The organism is Streptomyces sp. NPDC087440 (assembly GCF_044744005.1).
Classification (GTDB): domain Bacteria; phylum Actinomycetota; class Actinomycetes; order Streptomycetales; family Streptomycetaceae; genus Streptomyces.
The window spans coordinates 38,753-56,868 of record NZ_JBIUXN010000023.1 but is presented as its reverse complement, the minus strand read 5'-3'; the positions used below and the strand labels follow the sequence as shown (position 1 = coordinate 56,868).

Here is an 18,116-nt window from a genome sequence, read left to right as displayed (position 1 = left end):
CCCTTTCTTCGGATGCTGCGCAACGACAAGATCTTCTCGGGCGGGAACAGCACGCCCGCCGGATCGCGAGTAATTCGCTCGCCTCTCCTGAGAGAAGGAAAACCATGCGTTTCGCCCGTCGTTGGGTTCTCGCCCTGGTGACCACACTGGCCGTCGTCGCGTTCGGTGCGGGTACCGCCTGTGCCGCGGAGAACGGCGGCGCGACCGGTGGTTCGGAGCTGATCACCGAGTGGTGACGCGAGCGAAGACCACCACCGACTGGGCCGTCGCGGAGGGGCGCTACACGCCCTACCGCTTCAGCCGGGAGATACGGGAACGCGCCCGGGAGCTCAACCGGCTCGACAACTGGCACGGGATTCTCGGGTTCCTGTCCGACGCCTTCTGGATCACGGCCGCCGTCTGGCTGAGCGCCGGGGTCTCCTTCTGGTTCTACCCGCTGACCCTGGTCGTGGTGGGTTCCCGGATGCGGGCCCTGGCGACCCTGCTGCACGAGAGTGCGCACGGCATCCTCGCGGCCAACCGGACGCTCAACCTCGTTCTGGGCACCGTCCTGTCGGCGTACCCGATCTTCCAGACGCACTACTCGTACAAGAAGTCGCACGTGGCCACCCATCACCCCAAGCTGGGGCGCCCCGATGCGGACCCGGATCTGGTCTTCTTCATCGAGCAGGGCGTCTACGAGGAGGGGCTGACCGCCCGCGCCCGCTGGATGCGACTGGTGGTGCTGCCCGCGCTGGGTTCGCGCACGCTGTCGGTACTGAAGTACCTGGTCGTCAACAGGTTCGGCGGTGGCGGGAGTGCGACGGAGGAGGAGTCGCGCGCCGACCACAAGGTCAAGGCCCGGCGCGACACCATCGCGTTCGCCGTGTTCTGGGCGGTCGCGCTCGGCGGTCTCGCCTGGGGCGGGCTGCTCGTGGAGTTCGTGCTGTTCTGGGTGGTGCCGTACCTGACCACGTTCCAGATCGTCAGCTGGTACATCGAACTGGCCGAGCACACCCCGCTGGTGCGGGACAACAGCGTCAACCTCTATATGACGCGCAACCGCAAGAGCCGCGGTCTGGAGCGGTTCCTCACGGCGATGCACCGCGAGAACTTCCACCTGGACCACCACCTCGACACCCGCACCCCGTACTGGAACATCCGCAAGGTGCACCAACTGCGCCTGCAGGACCCCGAGTACGCGGCGTGGGACGCGCGGATGGGCGGGCTGTTCATGAAGGGCCCGCAGGGGCAGGAGTCGGCGATCCGGCAGATCGTCCGCGGGCTCGGGGAACGGTCGGCGGCGGCTCGCGGAGAGCGGTCGGCGGTGGCTCTCGGGGAGCGTTCGGATGTGGCCGAGGACTCTGCGCGGCCCGACGGCTCCGTACGGGCCGACGGCGGGGGAGACCTGCTGCGGGCCGCCTGAGAACGGGCCGAAGAAGGTACGTAATTCCGCAGGAACCTTGATGATGTGTCGGGGGCGTCCGGTTACCGGGCGCCCCCGATCCAGTACCCGAGACAACCTTGCATGCATATGCCAAGCTGCGAATATAGTGCCACCCGATCCGTGCGTAATGATCACACTTACCTGGGGGACGGGTGCTGGGGCTAGGCGAACTTGAAGAGTCGGTCTATCGGCGAATTCTTCGTACGGCCGGGGGGCGGGTGCTCGAACTCGTCACCGAACTGGAGGCGGACGAGACGGCCGTCCGGGACGCCATTTCCCGGCTCACCGAACTCTCGCTGATCCGGCGCTCCTGGGAGAACGACGACCTGCTGCTGCCCATCAGCCCGGAGGTCGCCGTGGGGGCGCTCCTCGCCGGTCAGGAGGAACGCCTGCTGCAGCAGCAGCAGGAGCTGGAGCGCAGCCGTTCCTCCATGGCCCGCCTGGTCTCGGAGTACACCACCGTGGGCCATGTCCCCGGCGAGAACGGCGTCCAGCGGCTGGAGGGCATCGACGCCATCCGCACCCGGATCGAGGAACTGGTCTGCAGGAGTTCCGTGGAGATCATTTCGTTCAACGCGGGCTCCTACCAGGCCGAGGCCCTGGAGGCCGGGCGCGCCACCGACCGTGCGGCGCTCGACCGAGGGGTGATCATGCGCGGCCTGTACCTGGAGAGCATCCGCAACCACCCGCCGACCCGCGATCACGTGCGCTGGCTCACCGACAACGGCACCGAGATCCGCACCACCCCGGTGCTCCCGCTCACCCTGCTGATCTTCGACCGGGAGACCGCCCTGCTGCCGGTCGACCCCGAGCAGCGGGGCGCCGGTGCACTGGTGGTGACGGGCACCGGCATTCTGACTGCGCTGCTCGCTCTCTTCGAGCAGTTCTGGGACTCCGGCACGCCCTTCGGGGGCCGCCCGCAGGACGAGGACGGCGAACTCGCCTCCGCTGACCAGGAGTTGCTGCGGCTGCTCGCCAAGGGGCTGACCGACGAGGCCGCGGGGCGCCAGCTCGGCGTTTCCCAGCGCACCGTACGCCGCAGGATCGCCGAGCTGACCGACCGGCTGGGGGCAGGCAGCCGCTTCCAGGCGGGAGTGCTGGCCGGCCGACGCGGCTGGCTCTGACACCGACGGCGGCGGCTGGCTCTGATACCGAAGACAGCGATGACACCGGCGGCCCCGCGATGGATATCGCGGGGCCGCCGGTGTCGGTGTCGGGTCGAGGCCGGTGCCGGAGGGGGGATGCGCTCAGGCCGCCCGCACCGTCTCGGCCGGCTGCCGCGTCCGCGGGGGCACCAGGGTGCGGCCCGAGACCGCCATCAGCACCGCGATGCCCACCGAGCACACCGTGAAGAGCGCCCACAGGCCGTTGGCCGAACGGTCCAGTGACACGGTCACCAGCAGCGGGGTCAGCGCGTTCGCGAGGCCCACGAACATCTGGTGGAAGGCGAGGAAGGCGCCGCGGCGTTCCCCCGGGGCGATGCCGGTGAGAAGGGTCAGTACCGCCTGGGAGGCGATGAGTTCGCCGAGCGTGTACACCACCATGGCCGCCACCAGCACCGCGACCGCCACCGCTTGCGGCAGCGCGTCCGCGACGACCAGCGCGGCGGGCAGCGCGACGTGCAGGGCGGCACCCACCGCGACCAGCGTGGCGGGGCGAACCTTCTCCACGCGGTGCGCGACGGGGACCTGGAACAGCGCGAGCAGCACGGTGTTCAGGGCGAACAGGACGCTCACGGTCCAGGCGGGAGTCGCGCCCGCACGCACCAGGTGCACGGGCAGCGCCGTCTCCAGTCCGACCGCGATGATCCACAGCCCGGCACCGGCCGCCACGACGATACGGAACGGCCGGTTCTGCCAGGGCCGTGTGGACCGGACGTCGGCCGGGGGCGTCAGCTGCGCGTCGGGCACCGGCTTCGTGGTGGACGTCGCCCGGCCGCCCGGCAGCGCGAGGTACAGCGCGGCGGCGACCGCGACGCACACCGCGTTGGCCGTGCCGACCTTGACCAGCACGTCCTGGTCCGCCGCCACCACCAGACCGGCCACGACCGCGCCCAGCCCGAACCCGGCGTTGAACATGGCCCGCGACAGCGCCAGCCAGCGCCCCGGCGCGGCGTCGCCCCGCTCGGCGAGACGGGCGGCCAGCACGGGCGTCGCCGCCTGCTCGGTGCGCATGGCGAGCGCGACCGGCACGCTGAGCGCGACGAACGCGAGCAGCGAGTCGACCAGGGGGTACGCGGCGAACGCGGCCGCCCTGACCGCCGTACTGGCGCACAGCACCCGCTGCGGACCCCAGCGGTCGATGAGGCGGCCGATCGCGGGCAGCAACGGCAGCGCGATCAGCGCGGCGACGGTCAGGGCAGTGCCGACGGCGGTGAGGGAGGAGTCCAGCACCGCGTCGAAGTAGAGGAGCGAGAAGGGGTAGTAGACGCCCATGCCGACCGCGTTGGCGAAGGTCGCGGCGGCGAACCAGGGAGCGCCCCGGCCGGTCGGCAGGGACGCCTTGAGGCCGCTCAGCACGGCAGGCCCGCATCGGCGGTGAGCTGGCCGGCGTCGGCGGTGGGCAGGTCCGCGTCGGTGGTGAGCTGGCCCGCGTTGGCGGTGGGCAGGTCCGCGTCGGTGGTGAGCTGGCCCGCGTTGGCGGTGGGCAGGTCCGCGTCGGCGGTGAGCCGGCCCGCATCGACGGTGAGCAGGTCCACGTCGGCGGTGAGCATGAGGGCGGCGGTGTCCGCCCAGCGGGCCGCCTCGGCCGGGCTGTCCGCGCGTACCACGAGATGTCCGAGGACGTCGGCGTTGCTCCGGGCCCGGCGCACCGCCGTGCCGGGCCGGGCGTACAGGTCGACCGTGACCACTCCCGGCAGGCGCCCCACCAGGTCCTGGCCGCGGAAACCGTTGAGGGTGCCGTCGTCGGCCGCCGTCAGGTAGCGGGACGCGGCGGCGCCGGAGCGGGTGGCGGCGAGGTCGGGCCGCTGCCCGGCGTGCACCTTGACGACCTCGGCGAGGAGGTCCAGCCCGGTGGCCTCCCGTACGACCCGGCCGATCTGGGCGCCGCCCATCCGGGCGTTGATCTCGACCAGGCGGGGACCGTCCGCCGTCACCTTGATCTCGACGTGTGCGGCGCCGAAGTCGTGCCCGATGGCCTTGAGGGCGTCGAGGGCGACCTGTACGGCCCCGTCGCGCACGGTGGCGGGCAGTTGGGTGGGGAAGGTCTCGCCCACCTCCACGAAGTACGGGTGCGGAGCCAGGGACTTGTCGGTCACGCCGACGACCTGGGGGCCCTGCCCGGTGGTGAACGTCTCGACGCTCACCTCGAATCCGGTCAGGTACTCCTCGACGAGGACGCCGCCCGGCTTGCGCATACCGCGCATGTCGGTGTCGGTGGCGGTGAGTTCGGCGTAGTGCTCCACCACCTCGGCGGCGGTCCTGCACAGCCGTACGCCGATGCTCGCGGCCTCGGTGAGCGGCTTGACCACACAGGGCAGCCCGACCGTGGCGGCGGCCTGCCGCGCCTCTTCGCGCGAGGTGGCGCGGACGAACTTCGGGGCGGGGACGCCCACTTCGGCGCAGATCTCCCGGGTGCGCAGCTTGTTGCGGGCCGCGTGGGCGGCCTCGGGTGCCAGCCCGGGCAGGCCCAGGGTTCGTGCGACCTCGGCGACGACCGGTACGTAGTAGTCGATGACGGCGAGGACGCCGCACAGCTCCCCGCTGTCCCGCAGCGGACGCAGAGCTTCGGCGACCGCGCCGCTGTCGCGGGTGTCGGCGGGCAGGACCGCGTGGACCGTGGCGTCGATGAGGGCACGGGAGGCGTCGTCCACGGCGTAGCGGCTGAGGTCGTCGGTGACCAGGACCGGGCGCAGGCCCAGGTCACGGGCGCGCAGCAGGGGCTGGAGGCCGTACTCGCCGCGGCCGGTCTCGACGACGGCGATGATGTTTCCGGCGGACATGGGTCGGTGTCGTCCTTGCGTCAGGAGGGGGGCGGGGAGGGGCCCCGGGGGAGGGCGGGGTGCTCAGCGCGGGAGCGGCAGCAGGTGGGCGTGCTGGGTCTCGGCGGTGCAGCCCCGGGACGCCTTGGCCGCTTCGCTGCCCAGGCCGTAGTGGATGGCTCCGATGCCGAGCCGGGCGGCGGCCTCGACCGGGAAGTAGTAGACGGTCTCGAAGTAGAGGGCCAGGTTGTGCCGCTGCTGGTAGTCGTAGTCGAAGCCGGTCTGGCGGGCGTACCAGTGCCCTTGGTGGTGCAGCAGGGTGGCGAAGCCGCGGATCTTCCCGTCGGCCTCGGCCAGCACCACCTGGGCGTCGGCGCCGTAACCGGTCAGCATCTCCCGCAGCACCTGTTCGGTCTGGGCGGCGGTCCAGGTGGCCCCGTACTTGCCCATCAGCTGCTCCTCCAGGGAGGCGAGCGCCGGGATCAGCTCCGGGGACAGCGGGGCGAGACGCAGCTCGACGCCCGCGGCGGCGATCCGGCGTCGTTCGGCGAGCACCCGGCGGCGGCGCTTGCCGGACGACAGACGCTCCAGATAGGTGTCAAAGCCGCCCGCGTCCACGGTGAGGGAGCTGAAGCGCCCCGCCTCGTGCACCAGGTAGCCACGCTCGCCCAGCACCTCTCTCAGTACGGTGTCGCCGTCCTCCACGAACGGGAACGCGACCGACCGGGCGCCCTCGGCGGCGGCCAGTTCCTCGGCCCGCGCGACCAGCGCCTCGACCTCGGCGCGGCCGGTGCCCGCACGGCGCGGCACCCGGCTGCGGCCCATGTGCCGGCCACCGCACACCAGCGTGGGCAACAGAGCCTCGGCGGCCGGTCCCGGCAGTGCCGCCAGGACCTCGGCGGCACCGTCCCGGCCGTCCTTCGCGGCCGTCTCCAGCATGGTGTCCGGGCGTCCGAACACCCAGGGAGCGGTGTGGTCGGCCAGCGCGGTGGCAAGCCCCGCGGCGACCCGCCCGTCCTGCTCCAGGAGCAGGTAGCGCATGGGGCAGCCGGCGGTGCGCTCGGCGACCTCCAGCCACCGCTCGGCGAGGAACAGGTCTTCGGGGCGCAACAACGCCGCCCACTGCGCGCGCGGGAGGTCGGCCGCGCGGGAGTGCTCGTGCAGGCTCATGGATCTCATCCTTTCCGCGGCCGCGGGCCGGGGTCCACGGGCTTCGCTGTCCTGGTGGGGCCACGTCCGGGACCGGCCGGACCGCCTTCGGGCGGAACGGGTGCGCGAGCGTGCGCCACGTCGGGTGCGCGGGCGCGCCCTACGAGGCGTAGGTGAACGCGCAGCTTGTCCGGACGCTCGGATTGGAGCCGTAGTTGATGACCGTGCTACGGCCGACGGGCGCAGCACGGACATCGGTGCCCGCATAGCCGTCCGGAGTGAAGAACACCCCCCACACGGCGTGCCAGTCCCGCACCTCGCCGGTGTCCTGGGCAGCCACCGGCTCCGCGCACGGCACGACCCTGCGCTGGACGACGTACTGCTGACGCACACTCGCGTCGAGTACGGCGTGCCACTCACGGTCGTCGAGCCGCCAGCCCGCGACGATGCCCCGCCCGCCGAAGTCCCGGAGCGGCTTGAGGATCAGCTCGGCGCGCTCGGCCCGGCAGCGGTCGACGGCGTCCGGCGTGAGCAGGAACGTCTCGGGCAGCACCCGGTCGACGACGGCCGCCTCCCCGGCGCTGAGGGCGGGCCGGGACGCCGGGTCGGAGAGCAGGGCCAGGGCTCCCTTGTTGGAGAACAGGGAGCCGTTGATCGGCGACCACAGGAACAGCCGTCCCTCCTCGTGGGCGCGGAAGAGGATGTCGGCCCGGGCGGTGGCGGCGGGGTCCCAGCACACGTCGTCGACGTTGAAGAACCGCAGGACGACGTCGATCTCGGTGCCGTCGAGCAGGACCCGGTCGCCGCGCTCGGTGACCTGGTCGAGTTCGCCGAGCCGGAAGTCGAGGCCGAGGCGGGCCATCATCTCCGTGAAGCCGTGCAGCAGATGGCCGTACTTCTCCAATCCGGCCCGGCCGCAGACGACGGCGTACCGGTGGGCGCCGGGGCGGGTGCGGGCGAGCAGGGTGTCCCTGATGCGCTCGCCGGTGTGGACGTGGCCGAGGCCGTGCTCGTCGGCGAAGTCCCGGAAGGCCGGGACCTCCAGCAGCGCGCGCTGCATCTCGGAGCGGTCGGTGCCGCCGAGGTTGCTGGCCATGTTGATCTCAAGGAGACGGAAGCCGGTGCCGTCGTGGTAGGCGTCGGCGCGCCCGTAGCGGACCAGGGAGCCCAGGTGGAAGCGGCGCAGCACGGCGGCACGGACCGGGTCGATGCCGACGGCGTCGCAGTACCGGCCGACGTCGCCGCCGAAGAGAAGGTCCGGGATGCTCTCCAGGAGGCTGATGACGTCGCCCAAGTCCTGGGCGAAGCCGTGCAGTTCGGTCTCCGGCACGAACAGTGGCCGGTCCAGCGTCCGCGCACCCCAGCAGTCCCGGAAGACGGGCGGGTAGGGGGCGGCACGGACGGCGTCCGCCAGCGCGGGGGTGCGCAGGTAGGCGTCGGTGACGACGTCGGTGCGCGAGGCGGTTGCGAGGTCGGCGTGCGGGTCGGCGGCCGTGGTCGTCGAGGTCACAGCCGGACCTGCTTCGCCGCCGAGGCCCACGGCTCCGACTCCAGGTGGGTCAGGTCGGGGCTCGCGCCGAGACGGGCCGAGGCGGCCGAGACGAGCCGGTGGAAGGGCAGGATGCCCACCAGCGGGCGGGCCAGTTCCGGCACGTCCGCGAACGGCAGGTCGGCGTCGGGGCCGGTGCCGCTCACCAGCACGGGCGCGCCGAGCGCGCGCAGGTAGTTCGCCAGGTCGTCGGTGCGGCCACCGTCGGGGGCGGCCGGGCGGATCAGGTACGCGACGGTGCTGGAGGAGAACACGGCGGGCGTCCCGTGCAGGGCGAACTCGGTGTGCAGCCCTTCGGTCCAGCGGTACGTGCCCTCCTTGACCTTCAGCGCCGCCTCGTCCGCGGTGACCGCGTCCAGTCCGGTACCGGCGATCAGCACCGGGTGCGGTGCGGACTGGGCCAGCCGGTCCACCGCGCCCGGCGCGAGAGGCAGCGCGAGGGTGCGGCGCATCGCCTCCGGGGCGGCGTGCAGGGCCTGCGCCAGCTCCTTCGCCCCGTCGCCGAGCAGCTCGCAGACCAGCTGTCCGAGGACGGTGAGGGAAGCGGTGTAGGAGACGCTGTGGGTGCTGGCCCGCTCCTGGTGGCTGGTGCGCAGCACCACGTCCGCCGCCGGCTCGACGGAGCCCTGCCCGGTCACGCAGACGGTGTGGGCGCCCGCCGCCCGGGCCTGGCGCAGCACCTCGTTCGGGTAGCGCTTGGTGCCCCGGTGGCTGACCACCACGACCTGGTCGCGAGAGGTCACCGACTCGGTGAGGGCGAGGTCGTGGGCGTCCAGGGCGACCGGCCTGACCCGGCCGCCGGTCAGCCGCCGGGTCCAGGTCGCGGCGATCCGGCAGGCGTGCAGCGAGGTGCCGATGCCCGCCAGGACGAGGGGGCGGTCGGGGTCGAGCCGGGGCAGGCCGGTGAGGCCGAGGAGCCCCTCGACGACATCGGGCTGCTCCGCCACGTGCTGGTCGAACTCCGTGTTGCTCAACTCTCCTGCTCCATCCTGACGTTGCCGATCGGGGTGATTCGGGGGTGTTCTTGATCCTGCGGACGGTGGGCGGGGCCTGTCCACGCGGTGGGGTGACCGCAAACGGCCCTGACCGCACGCTGCCTACGCGGCCACCGGGGCGGACCGGGCGGACCGGGCGGAAACGGCCTCGGCGAGCGACCGGGCCACCGCGTCGGCGTCCCGGGTGAAGTCGCTCCACACCGCGCCCGCCCGGCCGCTGCCGACCTGGGTGAACCAGCGCGGACCCTCCAGCGGGATGCCGGCCACGTACAGGCCGGGTACGGTCGCGCCGTGCGCGTCGACCGGGCGGCAGTCCGCACCGACGACGGCCACCCCTCCGGTGTCGAAGCCGCCGTTGGTGTAACTGGTGAGCACGGAGCGCGCGTACAGGTCCCGGACGAGCGGCGAGGCGTCCCGCCGGACGTCGGGGGCGGGCACCCGGGCGTCGATCAGTCCGGCCAGCCGCACCGGCGCCTCGTCGACCCGGGGCGACCAGGCGGTGAAGCAACGGGCGTCCGGGTCGGTGCCGAACCGGGTGCCGGGCCCCGGGACGCACAACACCCCGGCCCGCAGCAGCGCTTGCACCTGCTGGACCCGGAACACCGGCGGCCCGCTGGACAGTTGGGCGCACACGGGGGCGAAGCGGCCCAGGAAGTCCTCCTGGTGGGAGCGCGGGGTCAGCCCGGAGCCGTCCACGGCGGCGCGCAGCACCCCGCGCACCACCCTCAGCAGCTCGACGGCCGCCTTCACCGGGTCCTCGACGTTTCCGCGCGCCGACCGTGCCAGGTCCTGCGCCAGATGGGCGCTGAGCGCCTGCCCGTAGGCGTGCCGGTCGGCGAACCGGGCGTCGGCGAAGGGGCGCGCCCAGGCGGTGAGGTCGACGGGCTCGGCACCGTCGAGCCCGTGTCGTACGGCTTCGTGGGCGACGGCGAGATCGGGCGCACCGGGGGCCGCGAGTGCGGCGCGCACCGCGGCCTCGGTGAAGCGGGCGTCACCGCCGAGGGCGGTGGCGTGGTGCACCAGTCCCAGTTCGGCCCGCAGCCAGGGCAGCAGATCGCGGTCGAAGTCGACTTGGCCGTGCGCCCGCAGCGCGGTCACCCGGTCGAGGGTGAACAGCCTCGGCCGGTAGACGTAGTCGGGCCGCTTCTGGTGCACGCCGCGCGCGGGCATCGGCACCCCGCTGCGGGACCCGGCGACCAGCAACGGCTCGTGCCCGCCGGGCACATAGCGCAGAGACCCGCCCCCGTCCGGGACGAAACGTCCGCCGCGGCCCTCGGTGAGCAGCGTCATCACGTCGTAGAAGGCCATCCCCAGCCCGATCACGCCGACCGGCGCACCTGCCGCGACCGTGTCCAGCGCCATGTCGGCGGCCGAGTCGGCCGGGACGTACGCCAGCCCGTGCGCGGCCGCGAAGGCGGCATGCTCGCGCGCGGTGCGGCCGGGGCGGGGACGGCTGTGCCCGGTGCTCAGCAGCACCTGGTCCGCGGTGTACCGGCCGCCGTCGGCCAGGCGCAGCGTCCAGCCGCCGCCGGGGGCCCGACGCAGACGCTCGACCCGGGCACGTACCGCGTGCAGCTCGACGCCGTCGGGCAGGTGCCGGTGGACCGCGTCCCGTACGAACTCCAGGTACCGCCCGTACAGGGCGCGCGGCGCGTACGCAGCGGGCCCGCCGACGCCGGGTTCCTCGGCCTGCCACCACTCGGCGAGGGTCGGTCCGGCGCCGGGGCGGGCGGGGCCGCCGTCGGCCGGACCGGAGAACAGGGTGACGTCGCCCGCCGGGGTGTTCATCAGCAGCAGCGGGGACTGGTCGGGCCGCCAGATCCGGCCGGGGCCGGGAACGTGGTCGTCGTAGGCGCGGATCTCGGTACGGGGGGTTGCGGCGGGCCGTTCGGCCAGCCGGACCGCGAGGCGTTCGAGCACGGCCAGGCCGCGCGGCCCGGTGCCGATCACGGCGATGTGGCAGGTCATCGGCGGTTCACCCCACCGTCTGCATGAACGGCGCGACCATGCGCGCGGTGTCGGTCGGCAGGTCACGGCCCCGCACCATCACCGTGCAGCGGTCGGCCTCCACGAGGCCGCGTGCCACGGCCCAGTCCCGGAGTGTCGTCCCGGTGCCCAGGGGGCACTCCAGCCGGATCGGCCGGGACTCGCCCGCGGCCAGATCGGTGACCAGTGCCCGCGCGGTGGGCAGGTCGGGGGCGAGGACCGGGCCGATGGCCAGACGGCCCGCGTTGGCCCAGGCGGCGGCGTACGCGACGACATGACCGTGGCGGGGGTCCCGGACGACACGCACGCTCTCGGCGAAGTCCGGGAGCGCCATGAGCAGCCGGGCCCGGTCGAAGCCGAGGACCGGGAGATCCACGGCGCGCAGTTCGCCCACGGCGTCGGGCGGCAGCGGCACGGTCTCGACACCGTGGGCCTGTGGCCCGGGGGAGAACCGGCCTCTGTGGGTGGCCACTTCATGCACCGCCCGGAAGCCCAGCCGCTCGTACAGCGGGCGCCCGGCGGGTGTCGCGTACAGGAACACGCTGTCCAACTCCCGTGCCGCGCACAGCAGATGCTCCATCAGGCGACGGCCGAGGCCGCGCCGCTCGTGGGCAGAGGACACGAGCATCATGCCGACGGCGCCGACCCGGCCGTGCCGGGTGAGGACCACCGCCGCGATCAACGAGCCGTCGGGGGCGGTGATGCCCCAGCCCTCCGCGATGTCCAGCAGCAGCGCCCAGCGGCGCGGCTCGGCGGGCCAGCCCCGGTCGACGGCCAGGGCGACGCATCCCGGTATGTCGTCCGGGGTCAGGCGGCGGATCGGCGCCCCCGACTGCGCATCACTCACCTGACGGTCACTCAACTTCCGTTCACCCGAACGCGGGTCAGTCCTGTGACGGTCGCTCATGGGGCCCCTTTCGTACGGTGAAGAACCGCCCTCACGATGCCAGTCGGCCATTGGGCCGCACGGCCCGCGAGCTGTCCGCCAGTGGTCACGGCAGCATTTGGCCGCCCCGTTCGCCTTCTCCGCAGGACCGTCGTGCGGTCATGCTCGGCGAGTGATGACGCGACGGTTCGACCGGGACCTGATGACCTGGTCCTACGAGATGAATCTGCAATCCCTGCTGAGCGGCGAAGACATTCCCGGTCTTCCCTTCGGTTCGGTCTTCGGCAGTGTTCCGGCCCGCAGTACCTCGAAGCGGCATTCCCACCAGGACGGAGAAGTCTTCTTCGTCCTGGAGGGCGAGGCCGTGGTGAGAATCGGCGACGAGGAACGCACTCTGGGAAAGGGAGAGGCCGTTTATCTGACGCCGTTCACCTTCCACGAGATCCGCAACGAATCCGACGAGCCCTTCGACCTGATCTCGGTCTACTGGGACAACCCGCAGGCCGCCGCCACGGCCCTGGACGAGCTTCACCCGCGCGGTCAACTGCCCCAGTCCGTGCGGGTGTTCTGCCCGCCGCCCACCCCCAACGGCGGACTGCACCTGGGCCACCTGGCCGGACCGTACGTCCGCGCGGACCTGTTCGCCCGTGCCCTGCGCTCGGCGGGACGTCCCGCGCGGTACGTCACCGGCACCGACGACCACCAGTCCTACGTCGCCGCAGCGGCCCGCCTCACCGGCAGCACCCCCGCCGCCGTGTCGGGCGAGCAGGGCGACCGGATCGTACGCACCCTGCGCGCGGCCGGGGTCGACCTGGCCCGCACCGTGCGGCCCGGCACCGACCCGCAGCACGCACACCGCATCCGGGACTGGTTCGACCGGCTGGCCGCCTCCCCGGCGGTCCGGGTGCGCACCGAGCCCACCGCGTACTGCGCCGACTGCGACCTCAGCCTGTTCCAGGCCTTCGCCCGAGGCACCTGCCCCAGCTGCCACGCGAGCAGCGACGGCGAGATCTGCGAGGCCTGCGCCCGCCCCAACCAGGCCCGGGAGCTGGTGGACGTACGCTGCCGGATCTGCGGCGGCGCGGCCGTCGAACGCGAGGAGACCGGCCTGTGGCTGGACCTCGGGCAGTACACCGGACAACTGCGCGCCTTCCTGACCCGCACCACCCTCTCGCCCGACCTGCGGGACGTCGTGGAGCGCCTGCTCGACGACCCGCTCGGCCTGCCGCCCTACCGGCTCACCCGCACCACCACCTGGGGCGTGCCCGTCGGGGACGACCCGGCGCAGCGCCTGGACGCGTGGGCGGACCTGGCGCTGACCTTCCTGGACGCGAACCGCACCGAGACCCAGGAGCACGGACCGGCCGACACCGCGCTCTTCCTCGGCCTGGACAACGGCTTCTACTACGCCGTGCTGCTGCCCGCGCTGGCCTTCGCCACCAGCACCGAGGAGTACCTGCCGACGTCGTACGTGACCAACAGGTTCCTGCACCTGGACGGCGCCAAGTTCTCCACCAGCCGCGGCCACGCGGTGTGGGCCGACGACGCACTCGCCGGAGCCGACCCGGACGCCGTCCGGCTGGCCCTGCTGCGGACCGCGCCCGAGGGCCGCGAGACCACCGTGTCCCGGGCCACCGCCGAAGCCTGCGGCGACGACCCGCTGTACCGGGCGGCCCACGCCTGGCTGGGCGGATTCGCCGCGCTGGCCGAGCGGCACGGGCCGCAGGTGCCCGGCACCGGCGCGTGGACGGACGCGCAGCGCGAGTTCTACCGCTCCCTGCAGTCCGTGACGCAGCAACTCGACGGCCTGCTGCTGCCCGCCGCGTTCTCCGCGCGCGGTTACGTCCGGCTGCTCGACGCACTGGTGGCGCGCGCCGAGGAGTTCCGAGCCACCGAGGAGCCACTGCGCCACCTCCGCTCGCAGGCCGAGGAGATCCGCACCAGCCTCGCCCTGGAGTACCTGGCCGCGAAGGTGTTCGCCGCGCTCGCCTGGCCGGTGCTGCCGGGCCTCGCCGAGCGGGTGCAGCGCTGGCTGGGCCTGCCCGCCGTACCGGAGCGCGAGACGGCATGGACCTTCCTGCCGTCCGGCACCACCCCCGCATCTCCCGCCCCCACCGAGGAATCGATATGAGCAGCAACGCCCTGCACGACCCGAGCAGCACCCCGCTCGACCCCCTGAGCGACCACCGCATTCACGACGTCATCGGCATCGGATTCGGACCCGCGAACCTGGCACTGGCCATTGCGCTGGAAGAGGAGAACACGGGCCTCGACGCGCTGTTCCTGGAATCCTCCGCGGCGCACACCCCGTGGCAGAGCGGAATGATGCTGCCGGGCTCCGACATTCAGAACCACCCGGTGCGCGATCTCGTCTCCCTGCGCAATCCGCGCAGCCGCTACAGCTTCATCAATTTCCTCTTCGAGAACGGCCGGCTCCTCGACCATCTCAATCTGCCGACGGAATTCCCTCTGCGCAAGGAATACGCCCAGTACATCGACTGGGTCGCCGGACATTTCGCCGACCGGGTGGAATACGGCACCCGGGTCACCGAGGTGGAGGTCGTGCCGGGCGCGGACGGCCCCCTCCACCGGGTCACCGACGCGCGCGGACGGCAGCGGTACGCCCGGACCCTCGTCGTCGGCACCGGCCGCACCCCCTACATCCCGGCCCCCTTCGACACGGTGGACGACCCGCGCGTCTGCCACCTCACCCGCTTCCTGCCCACTCTGGACGCCCTGCCCGGGACGCCGCGCCGGATCGCGGTCGTCGGCGGCAGCCAGAGCGCGGTCGAGCTGACCCTGGACCTCTCGCACCGCTTCCCCGACGCGCAGATCACCGTGTGGGCGCGGTCGTACGCGCTGCGCGAGAAGGACACCAGCCCGTTCAGCGAGGAGGGTTACTTCCCGCAGTTCACCGCGTACTACCACCGGGCCTCGCGCGACGCCAAGCGCACCCTCGACGCCTACATGCGCCCGACGAACTACGCGGCGGCCGACGGCGACGTACTGCGCGAGCTGTACGTGAAGATGTACGAGCAGCGCCTCGACGGCGACCCGCGCATCCGCATCCGCGGCAACCGGCAGCTCACCGACGTGCAGCCCGGCCCCGACGGGGTGCGCCTCGCCGCCCGGGAGACGGTGACCGGCGAGACGGAGGAGGACCACGCCGACCTGGTCGTCCTGGCCACCGGGTTCCGCGACCTGGGCCCCGGCGAACGGCAGGACCGCTTCCCGCGTGCGGTGGCCGCTCTCGCCGACCGGTTCGCCTACGACGCCGACGGCCATCTGCGGGTCCGCGCCGACTACCTGGCCGAGCCGGTGGACGCCACCGTCACCCCGCCGCTGTTCCTCAACGGCCTGTGCGAGTCCACGCACGGCATCGGCGACGCGGGCTCCTTCAGCCTGCTGTCGCTGCGCGCCGCCACCCTCGCCGGTGCCCTGCGCGAGCCCGCCGCCCCGGCCGCCACCGGCTCCCCGCTCCCGCTCGCGGCCTGAACCGAAGCTCCCTGGAGAGACCATGCACCCGCAGGACCCGGACGTCGCGCCGGAATCGGAAGTACGCAGTTACAGCCGCGACTGGCCCACGCTGTTCACCCACGCCCGCGGCTCGCGGACGACCGACGCGCACGGACGCTCCTACCTGGACTTCTTCGCGGGGGCGGGCACCCTCAACTACGGCCACAACCCGGCCCCGTTGAAGAAGGCGCTCCTCGCCTACCTGGAGGACGACGGGATCACCCACAGCCTCGACCTGTTCACCGCCGCCCGCACCGACTTCCTGCGCGCCCTGCAGAGCTGCGTCCTCGCGCCGCGCGGCCTGGACTACCGGGTGCAGTTCCCCGGACCGACCGGCACCAACGCCGTGGAGGCGGCGCTGAAGCTGGCCCGCAAGGTCACCGGACGGCAGACCGTGGTGGCGTTCACCGGTGCCTTCCACGGCATGTCGCTGGGCTCCCTCGCGGTCACCGGCAACGAGGCCAAGCGCGCCGGTGCCGGGGTGGCGCTCGGCCAGGTCCACCGGCTGCCCTACGACGGGTTCGCGGGCGGTACGGTCAACGGGCCGGCGCTCCTTGACGCTATGCTGACCAGCAAGAACAGCGGCCTGGACCGGCCCGCCGCGGTGATCGTCGAAACGGTGCAGGGCGAGGGCGGCGTCCAGGTGGCGTCCGACCAGTGGCTGCGCGCACTGGCCCGGGTCTGCCGCCGCCACGACATGCTGCTCATCGTCGACGACGTACAGATGGGCTGCGGGCGCACCGGCGGCTTCTTCAGCTTCGAGGCCTCGGGAGTGGTACCGGACATCGTCTGCCTGTCCAAGGCACTCAGCGGTTACGGTCTTCCGCTCGCCCTCACCCTGTTCCGCCCCGAACTGGACGTGTGGGCACCCGGCGAGCACAACGGCACCTTCCGCGGCCACAACCTGGCCTTCGTCACCGCGGCCGCGGCCCTGCGCGAGTTCTGGCAGAACGACCTCCTGGAGCAGCGCACCCTGCGGCGCGCCGAGCAGATCGCGGACCGGCTGCGGGAACTGCCCGGCGCCCGGGTCCGCGGCCGGGGCCTGGTGTGGGGCGTGGAGTTCGACGACCCGGCGACGGCGGGCCGGGTCAGCCGGGCGGCCTTCGAGCGCGGCCTGCTGGTGGAGACGTCCGGCGCCCGGGGCGAGGTGGTCAAGCTCCTGCCGCCGCTGACCGTGTCGGACGCCGAACTGGAGGAGGGGCTGACCCTCCTGGAGGAATCGGTGGCGGCGGTGTCCCCGCCGCTGCGGGTACCGCTCGCGGCGTGAACCGCGCCGGTACCGCACGCGTTGAGAACCGCGCCGGTACCGCACGTGTTGAGAACCGCGCCGGTACCGCACGCGTTGAGAACCGCGCCGGTACCGCACGCGTTGTGAACCGCCCCCCTCGACCTGCCCGCCCGGCCTCCGGCCGTACAAGCCCAACGCCCCTCAGGAGCACCTGACATGACCACTGTTCCCTTCGCCGTCCCCGTCGAGGACGTCGACCTCACCCCCGACTCCGGCGGCTTCCCCGGAGACGTCCTGGACGGCGACCCGCGGATGAGCACCGCCGTGCTGTGGGCCGCCGCGGACCGGGCCGTCGTACGCGGCGTCTGGGAGTGCGAGCCGGGACGCTTCACCTGGAACTTCCCCCGCAACGAGACCCTCGTCGTGCTGCGCGGCCACGCCCGCGTCCGCGTCGGGGACGGCCCGGAACTGGACCTCTCGCCCGGCACCGTCGCCGCCTTCCGCACGGGTGACCGGACGGTCTGGGAGGTCACCGAGACCCTTCGCAAGGTGTTCGTCGTCGACTCGGCGACCTGACCGCCCCTCCGGTCGGCGAACCGACCGCCTCTCCGCTCGGCGGACCGCCCGCCCCTCCGTCCGGTCCGTCCGGCGAACCGACCGCCCTTCCGCCTGCTCAGGAGCCCCTCATGTCCAGCACCACCCCCGTCGCCGTGGTCACCGGTGCCGGTAGCGGCATCGGTGCCGCCACCGCGCGCCGCCTGGCCGCCGAAGGCCACCACGTGGTCCTCACCGGCCGCCGCGCCGACCGTCTGGAACACGTCGCCAAGGAGATCGGGGCGGCCGGCGGCAGTGCCACCGTCCACCCCCTCGACGTCACCGACCGGGACGCCGTCCGGCAGTTTGCCGCCACCCTGGACCGGGTCGACGTCGTGGTGAACAACGCGGGCGGGGCCGTCGGCGCGGAGCCCGTCGCCGACGCCGACCCGGCCGACTGGCGGACCATGTTCGAGGTCAACGTCCTCGGCGCGCTCCAGGTCACCCAGGCGCTGCTGCCCGCGCTGACCGCCGCCGAAGGCACGGTCGTCCTGCTGTCGTCGACGGCGGCGTTCGCCGCGTACGAGGGCGGCGGCGGTTACGTCGCCGCCAAGCACGGCACGCACGCCCTCGCCGCCACCCTGCGCCTGGAGCTGTGCGGCACCCCGGTGCGGGTCCTGGAGATAGCCCCCGGCATGGTCCGTACCGACGAATTCGCCGTGAACCGCTTCCGCGGCGACGCCGACAAGGCGGCCGCCGTCTACGCGGGAGTCCCCGGCCCGCTCACCGCCGACGACGTCGCGGACACCATCGGCTGGTCCGTGACCCGCCCGCCGCACGTGAACATCGACCTGCTCGTGGTCCGCCCGCGCGCCCAGGCCGCCCAGCACAAGGTCCACAGACAGTCGTGACCCACCTCCCCCAT

The 18,116-nt window shown here is 73.0% G+C and carries 15 protein-coding genes; 8 read left to right on the top strand and 7 right to left on the bottom strand.

From position 1 onward, the window contains the following. The first annotated feature begins 104 nt into the window (after window positions 1–104). The 3 genes from ACIO3O_RS34300 (at window position 105) to ACIO3O_RS34290 (ending at window position 2,550) form a co-directional block, all read left to right on the top strand. Window positions 105–236 carry a hypothetical protein gene (locus ACIO3O_RS34300; protein WP_401752751.1) on the top strand — a complete coding sequence of 44 codons (132 nt, stop codon included), beginning with the start codon at window positions 105–107 and terminating at the stop codon, window positions 234–236. After that, window positions 233–1,405, top strand: coding sequence for a fatty acid desaturase (locus ACIO3O_RS34295; RefSeq protein ID WP_401752749.1), 1,173 nt, complete (start codon window positions 233–235; stop codon window positions 1,403–1,405). Before ACIO3O_RS34300 ends, ACIO3O_RS34295 begins: the two co-directional genes overlap by 4 nt. Window positions 1,406–1,644: 239 nt before the next feature. Further along, the gene (locus tag ACIO3O_RS34290) at window positions 1,645–2,550 is read left to right on the top strand and encodes a LuxR C-terminal-related transcriptional regulator (protein WP_401752747.1); all 906 of its coding nucleotides are present in this window, start codon (window positions 1,645–1,647) and stop codon (window positions 2,548–2,550) included. Window positions 2,551–2,673: 123 nt separating this feature from the next. Here the strand turns inward: ACIO3O_RS34290 and ACIO3O_RS34285 are convergent, their stop codons facing one another. The 7 genes from ACIO3O_RS34285 to ACIO3O_RS34255 form a co-directional block, all read right to left on the bottom strand. Then, the gene (locus tag ACIO3O_RS34285; protein ID WP_401752745.1) at window positions 2,674–3,945 is read right to left on the bottom strand and encodes an MFS transporter; all 1,272 of its coding nucleotides are present in this window, start codon (window positions 3,943–3,945) and stop codon (window positions 2,674–2,676) included. Beyond that, window positions 3,939–5,369 carry an ATP-grasp domain-containing protein gene (locus tag ACIO3O_RS34280; RefSeq protein WP_401752743.1) on the bottom strand — a complete coding sequence of 477 codons (1,431 nt, stop codon included), beginning with the start codon at window positions 5,367–5,369 and terminating at the stop codon, window positions 3,939–3,941. The genes ACIO3O_RS34285 and ACIO3O_RS34280 overlap by 7 nt, the downstream gene beginning before the upstream one ends. 63 nt (window positions 5,370–5,432) lie before the next feature. Next, window positions 5,433–6,518: a GNAT family N-acetyltransferase gene (locus tag ACIO3O_RS34275; RefSeq protein ID WP_401752741.1), complete on the bottom strand. Its 1,086-nt coding sequence runs from the start codon at window positions 6,516–6,518 to the stop codon at window positions 5,433–5,435. A 139-nt stretch (window positions 6,519–6,657) separates the two neighbouring features. Beyond that, window positions 6,658–8,007, bottom strand: a complete 1,350-nt coding sequence (locus ACIO3O_RS34270) for a hypothetical protein (protein ID WP_401752739.1) — start codon at window positions 8,005–8,007, stop codon at window positions 6,658–6,660. Further along, a complete protein-coding gene (locus ACIO3O_RS34265; RefSeq protein WP_401752737.1) occupies window positions 8,004–9,020 on the bottom strand; it encodes an SIS domain-containing protein in 1,017 nt (338 codons plus the stop codon). The genes ACIO3O_RS34270 and ACIO3O_RS34265 overlap by 4 nt, the downstream gene beginning before the upstream one ends. Window positions 9,021–9,143: 123 nt before the next feature. After that, entirely contained in the window at window positions 9,144–11,009 is a 1,866-nt protein-coding gene (locus ACIO3O_RS34260) for an FAD/NAD(P)-binding protein (protein WP_401752736.1), read from the bottom strand. Window positions 11,010–11,016: 7 nt separating this feature from the next. Beyond that, window positions 11,017–11,874 (bottom strand): GNAT family N-acetyltransferase, encoded by an 858-nt coding sequence (locus ACIO3O_RS34255; protein ID WP_401752734.1) that lies wholly within the window; start codon window positions 11,872–11,874, stop codon window positions 11,017–11,019. Between the two features lie 214 nt (window positions 11,875–12,088). On the opposite strand from ACIO3O_RS34255, the gene ACIO3O_RS34250 reads away from it, so the two are divergent. The 5 genes from ACIO3O_RS34250 (at window position 12,089) to ACIO3O_RS34230 (ending at window position 18,102) form a co-directional block, all read left to right on the top strand. Beyond that, on the top strand, window positions 12,089–14,044 hold the full coding sequence (locus ACIO3O_RS34250) for a class I tRNA ligase family protein (RefSeq protein WP_401752732.1): 1,956 nt from the start codon (window positions 12,089–12,091) through the stop codon (window positions 14,042–14,044). After that, complete coding sequence (locus ACIO3O_RS34245) at window positions 14,041–15,408, top strand: lysine N(6)-hydroxylase/L-ornithine N(5)-oxygenase family protein (RefSeq protein ID WP_401752731.1); 1,368 nt, start codon at window positions 14,041–14,043, stop codon at window positions 15,406–15,408. The genes ACIO3O_RS34250 and ACIO3O_RS34245 overlap by 4 nt, the downstream gene beginning before the upstream one ends. A 22-nt stretch (window positions 15,409–15,430) precedes the next feature. Then, a complete protein-coding gene (gene ectB / locus ACIO3O_RS34240) occupies window positions 15,431–16,696 on the top strand; it encodes a diaminobutyrate--2-oxoglutarate transaminase (protein WP_401752729.1) in 1,266 nt (421 codons plus the stop codon). Window positions 16,697–16,873: 177 nt separating this feature from the next. After that, window positions 16,874–17,233, top strand: a complete 360-nt coding sequence (locus ACIO3O_RS34235) for a cupin domain-containing protein (RefSeq protein WP_401752727.1) — start codon at window positions 16,874–16,876, stop codon at window positions 17,231–17,233. A 110-nt stretch (window positions 17,234–17,343) separates the two neighbouring features. Further along, window positions 17,344–18,102 carry an SDR family NAD(P)-dependent oxidoreductase gene (locus ACIO3O_RS34230; protein ID WP_401752725.1) on the top strand — a complete coding sequence of 253 codons (759 nt, stop codon included), beginning with the start codon at window positions 17,344–17,346 and terminating at the stop codon, window positions 18,100–18,102. Window positions 18,103–18,116 lie beyond the last annotated feature (14 nt).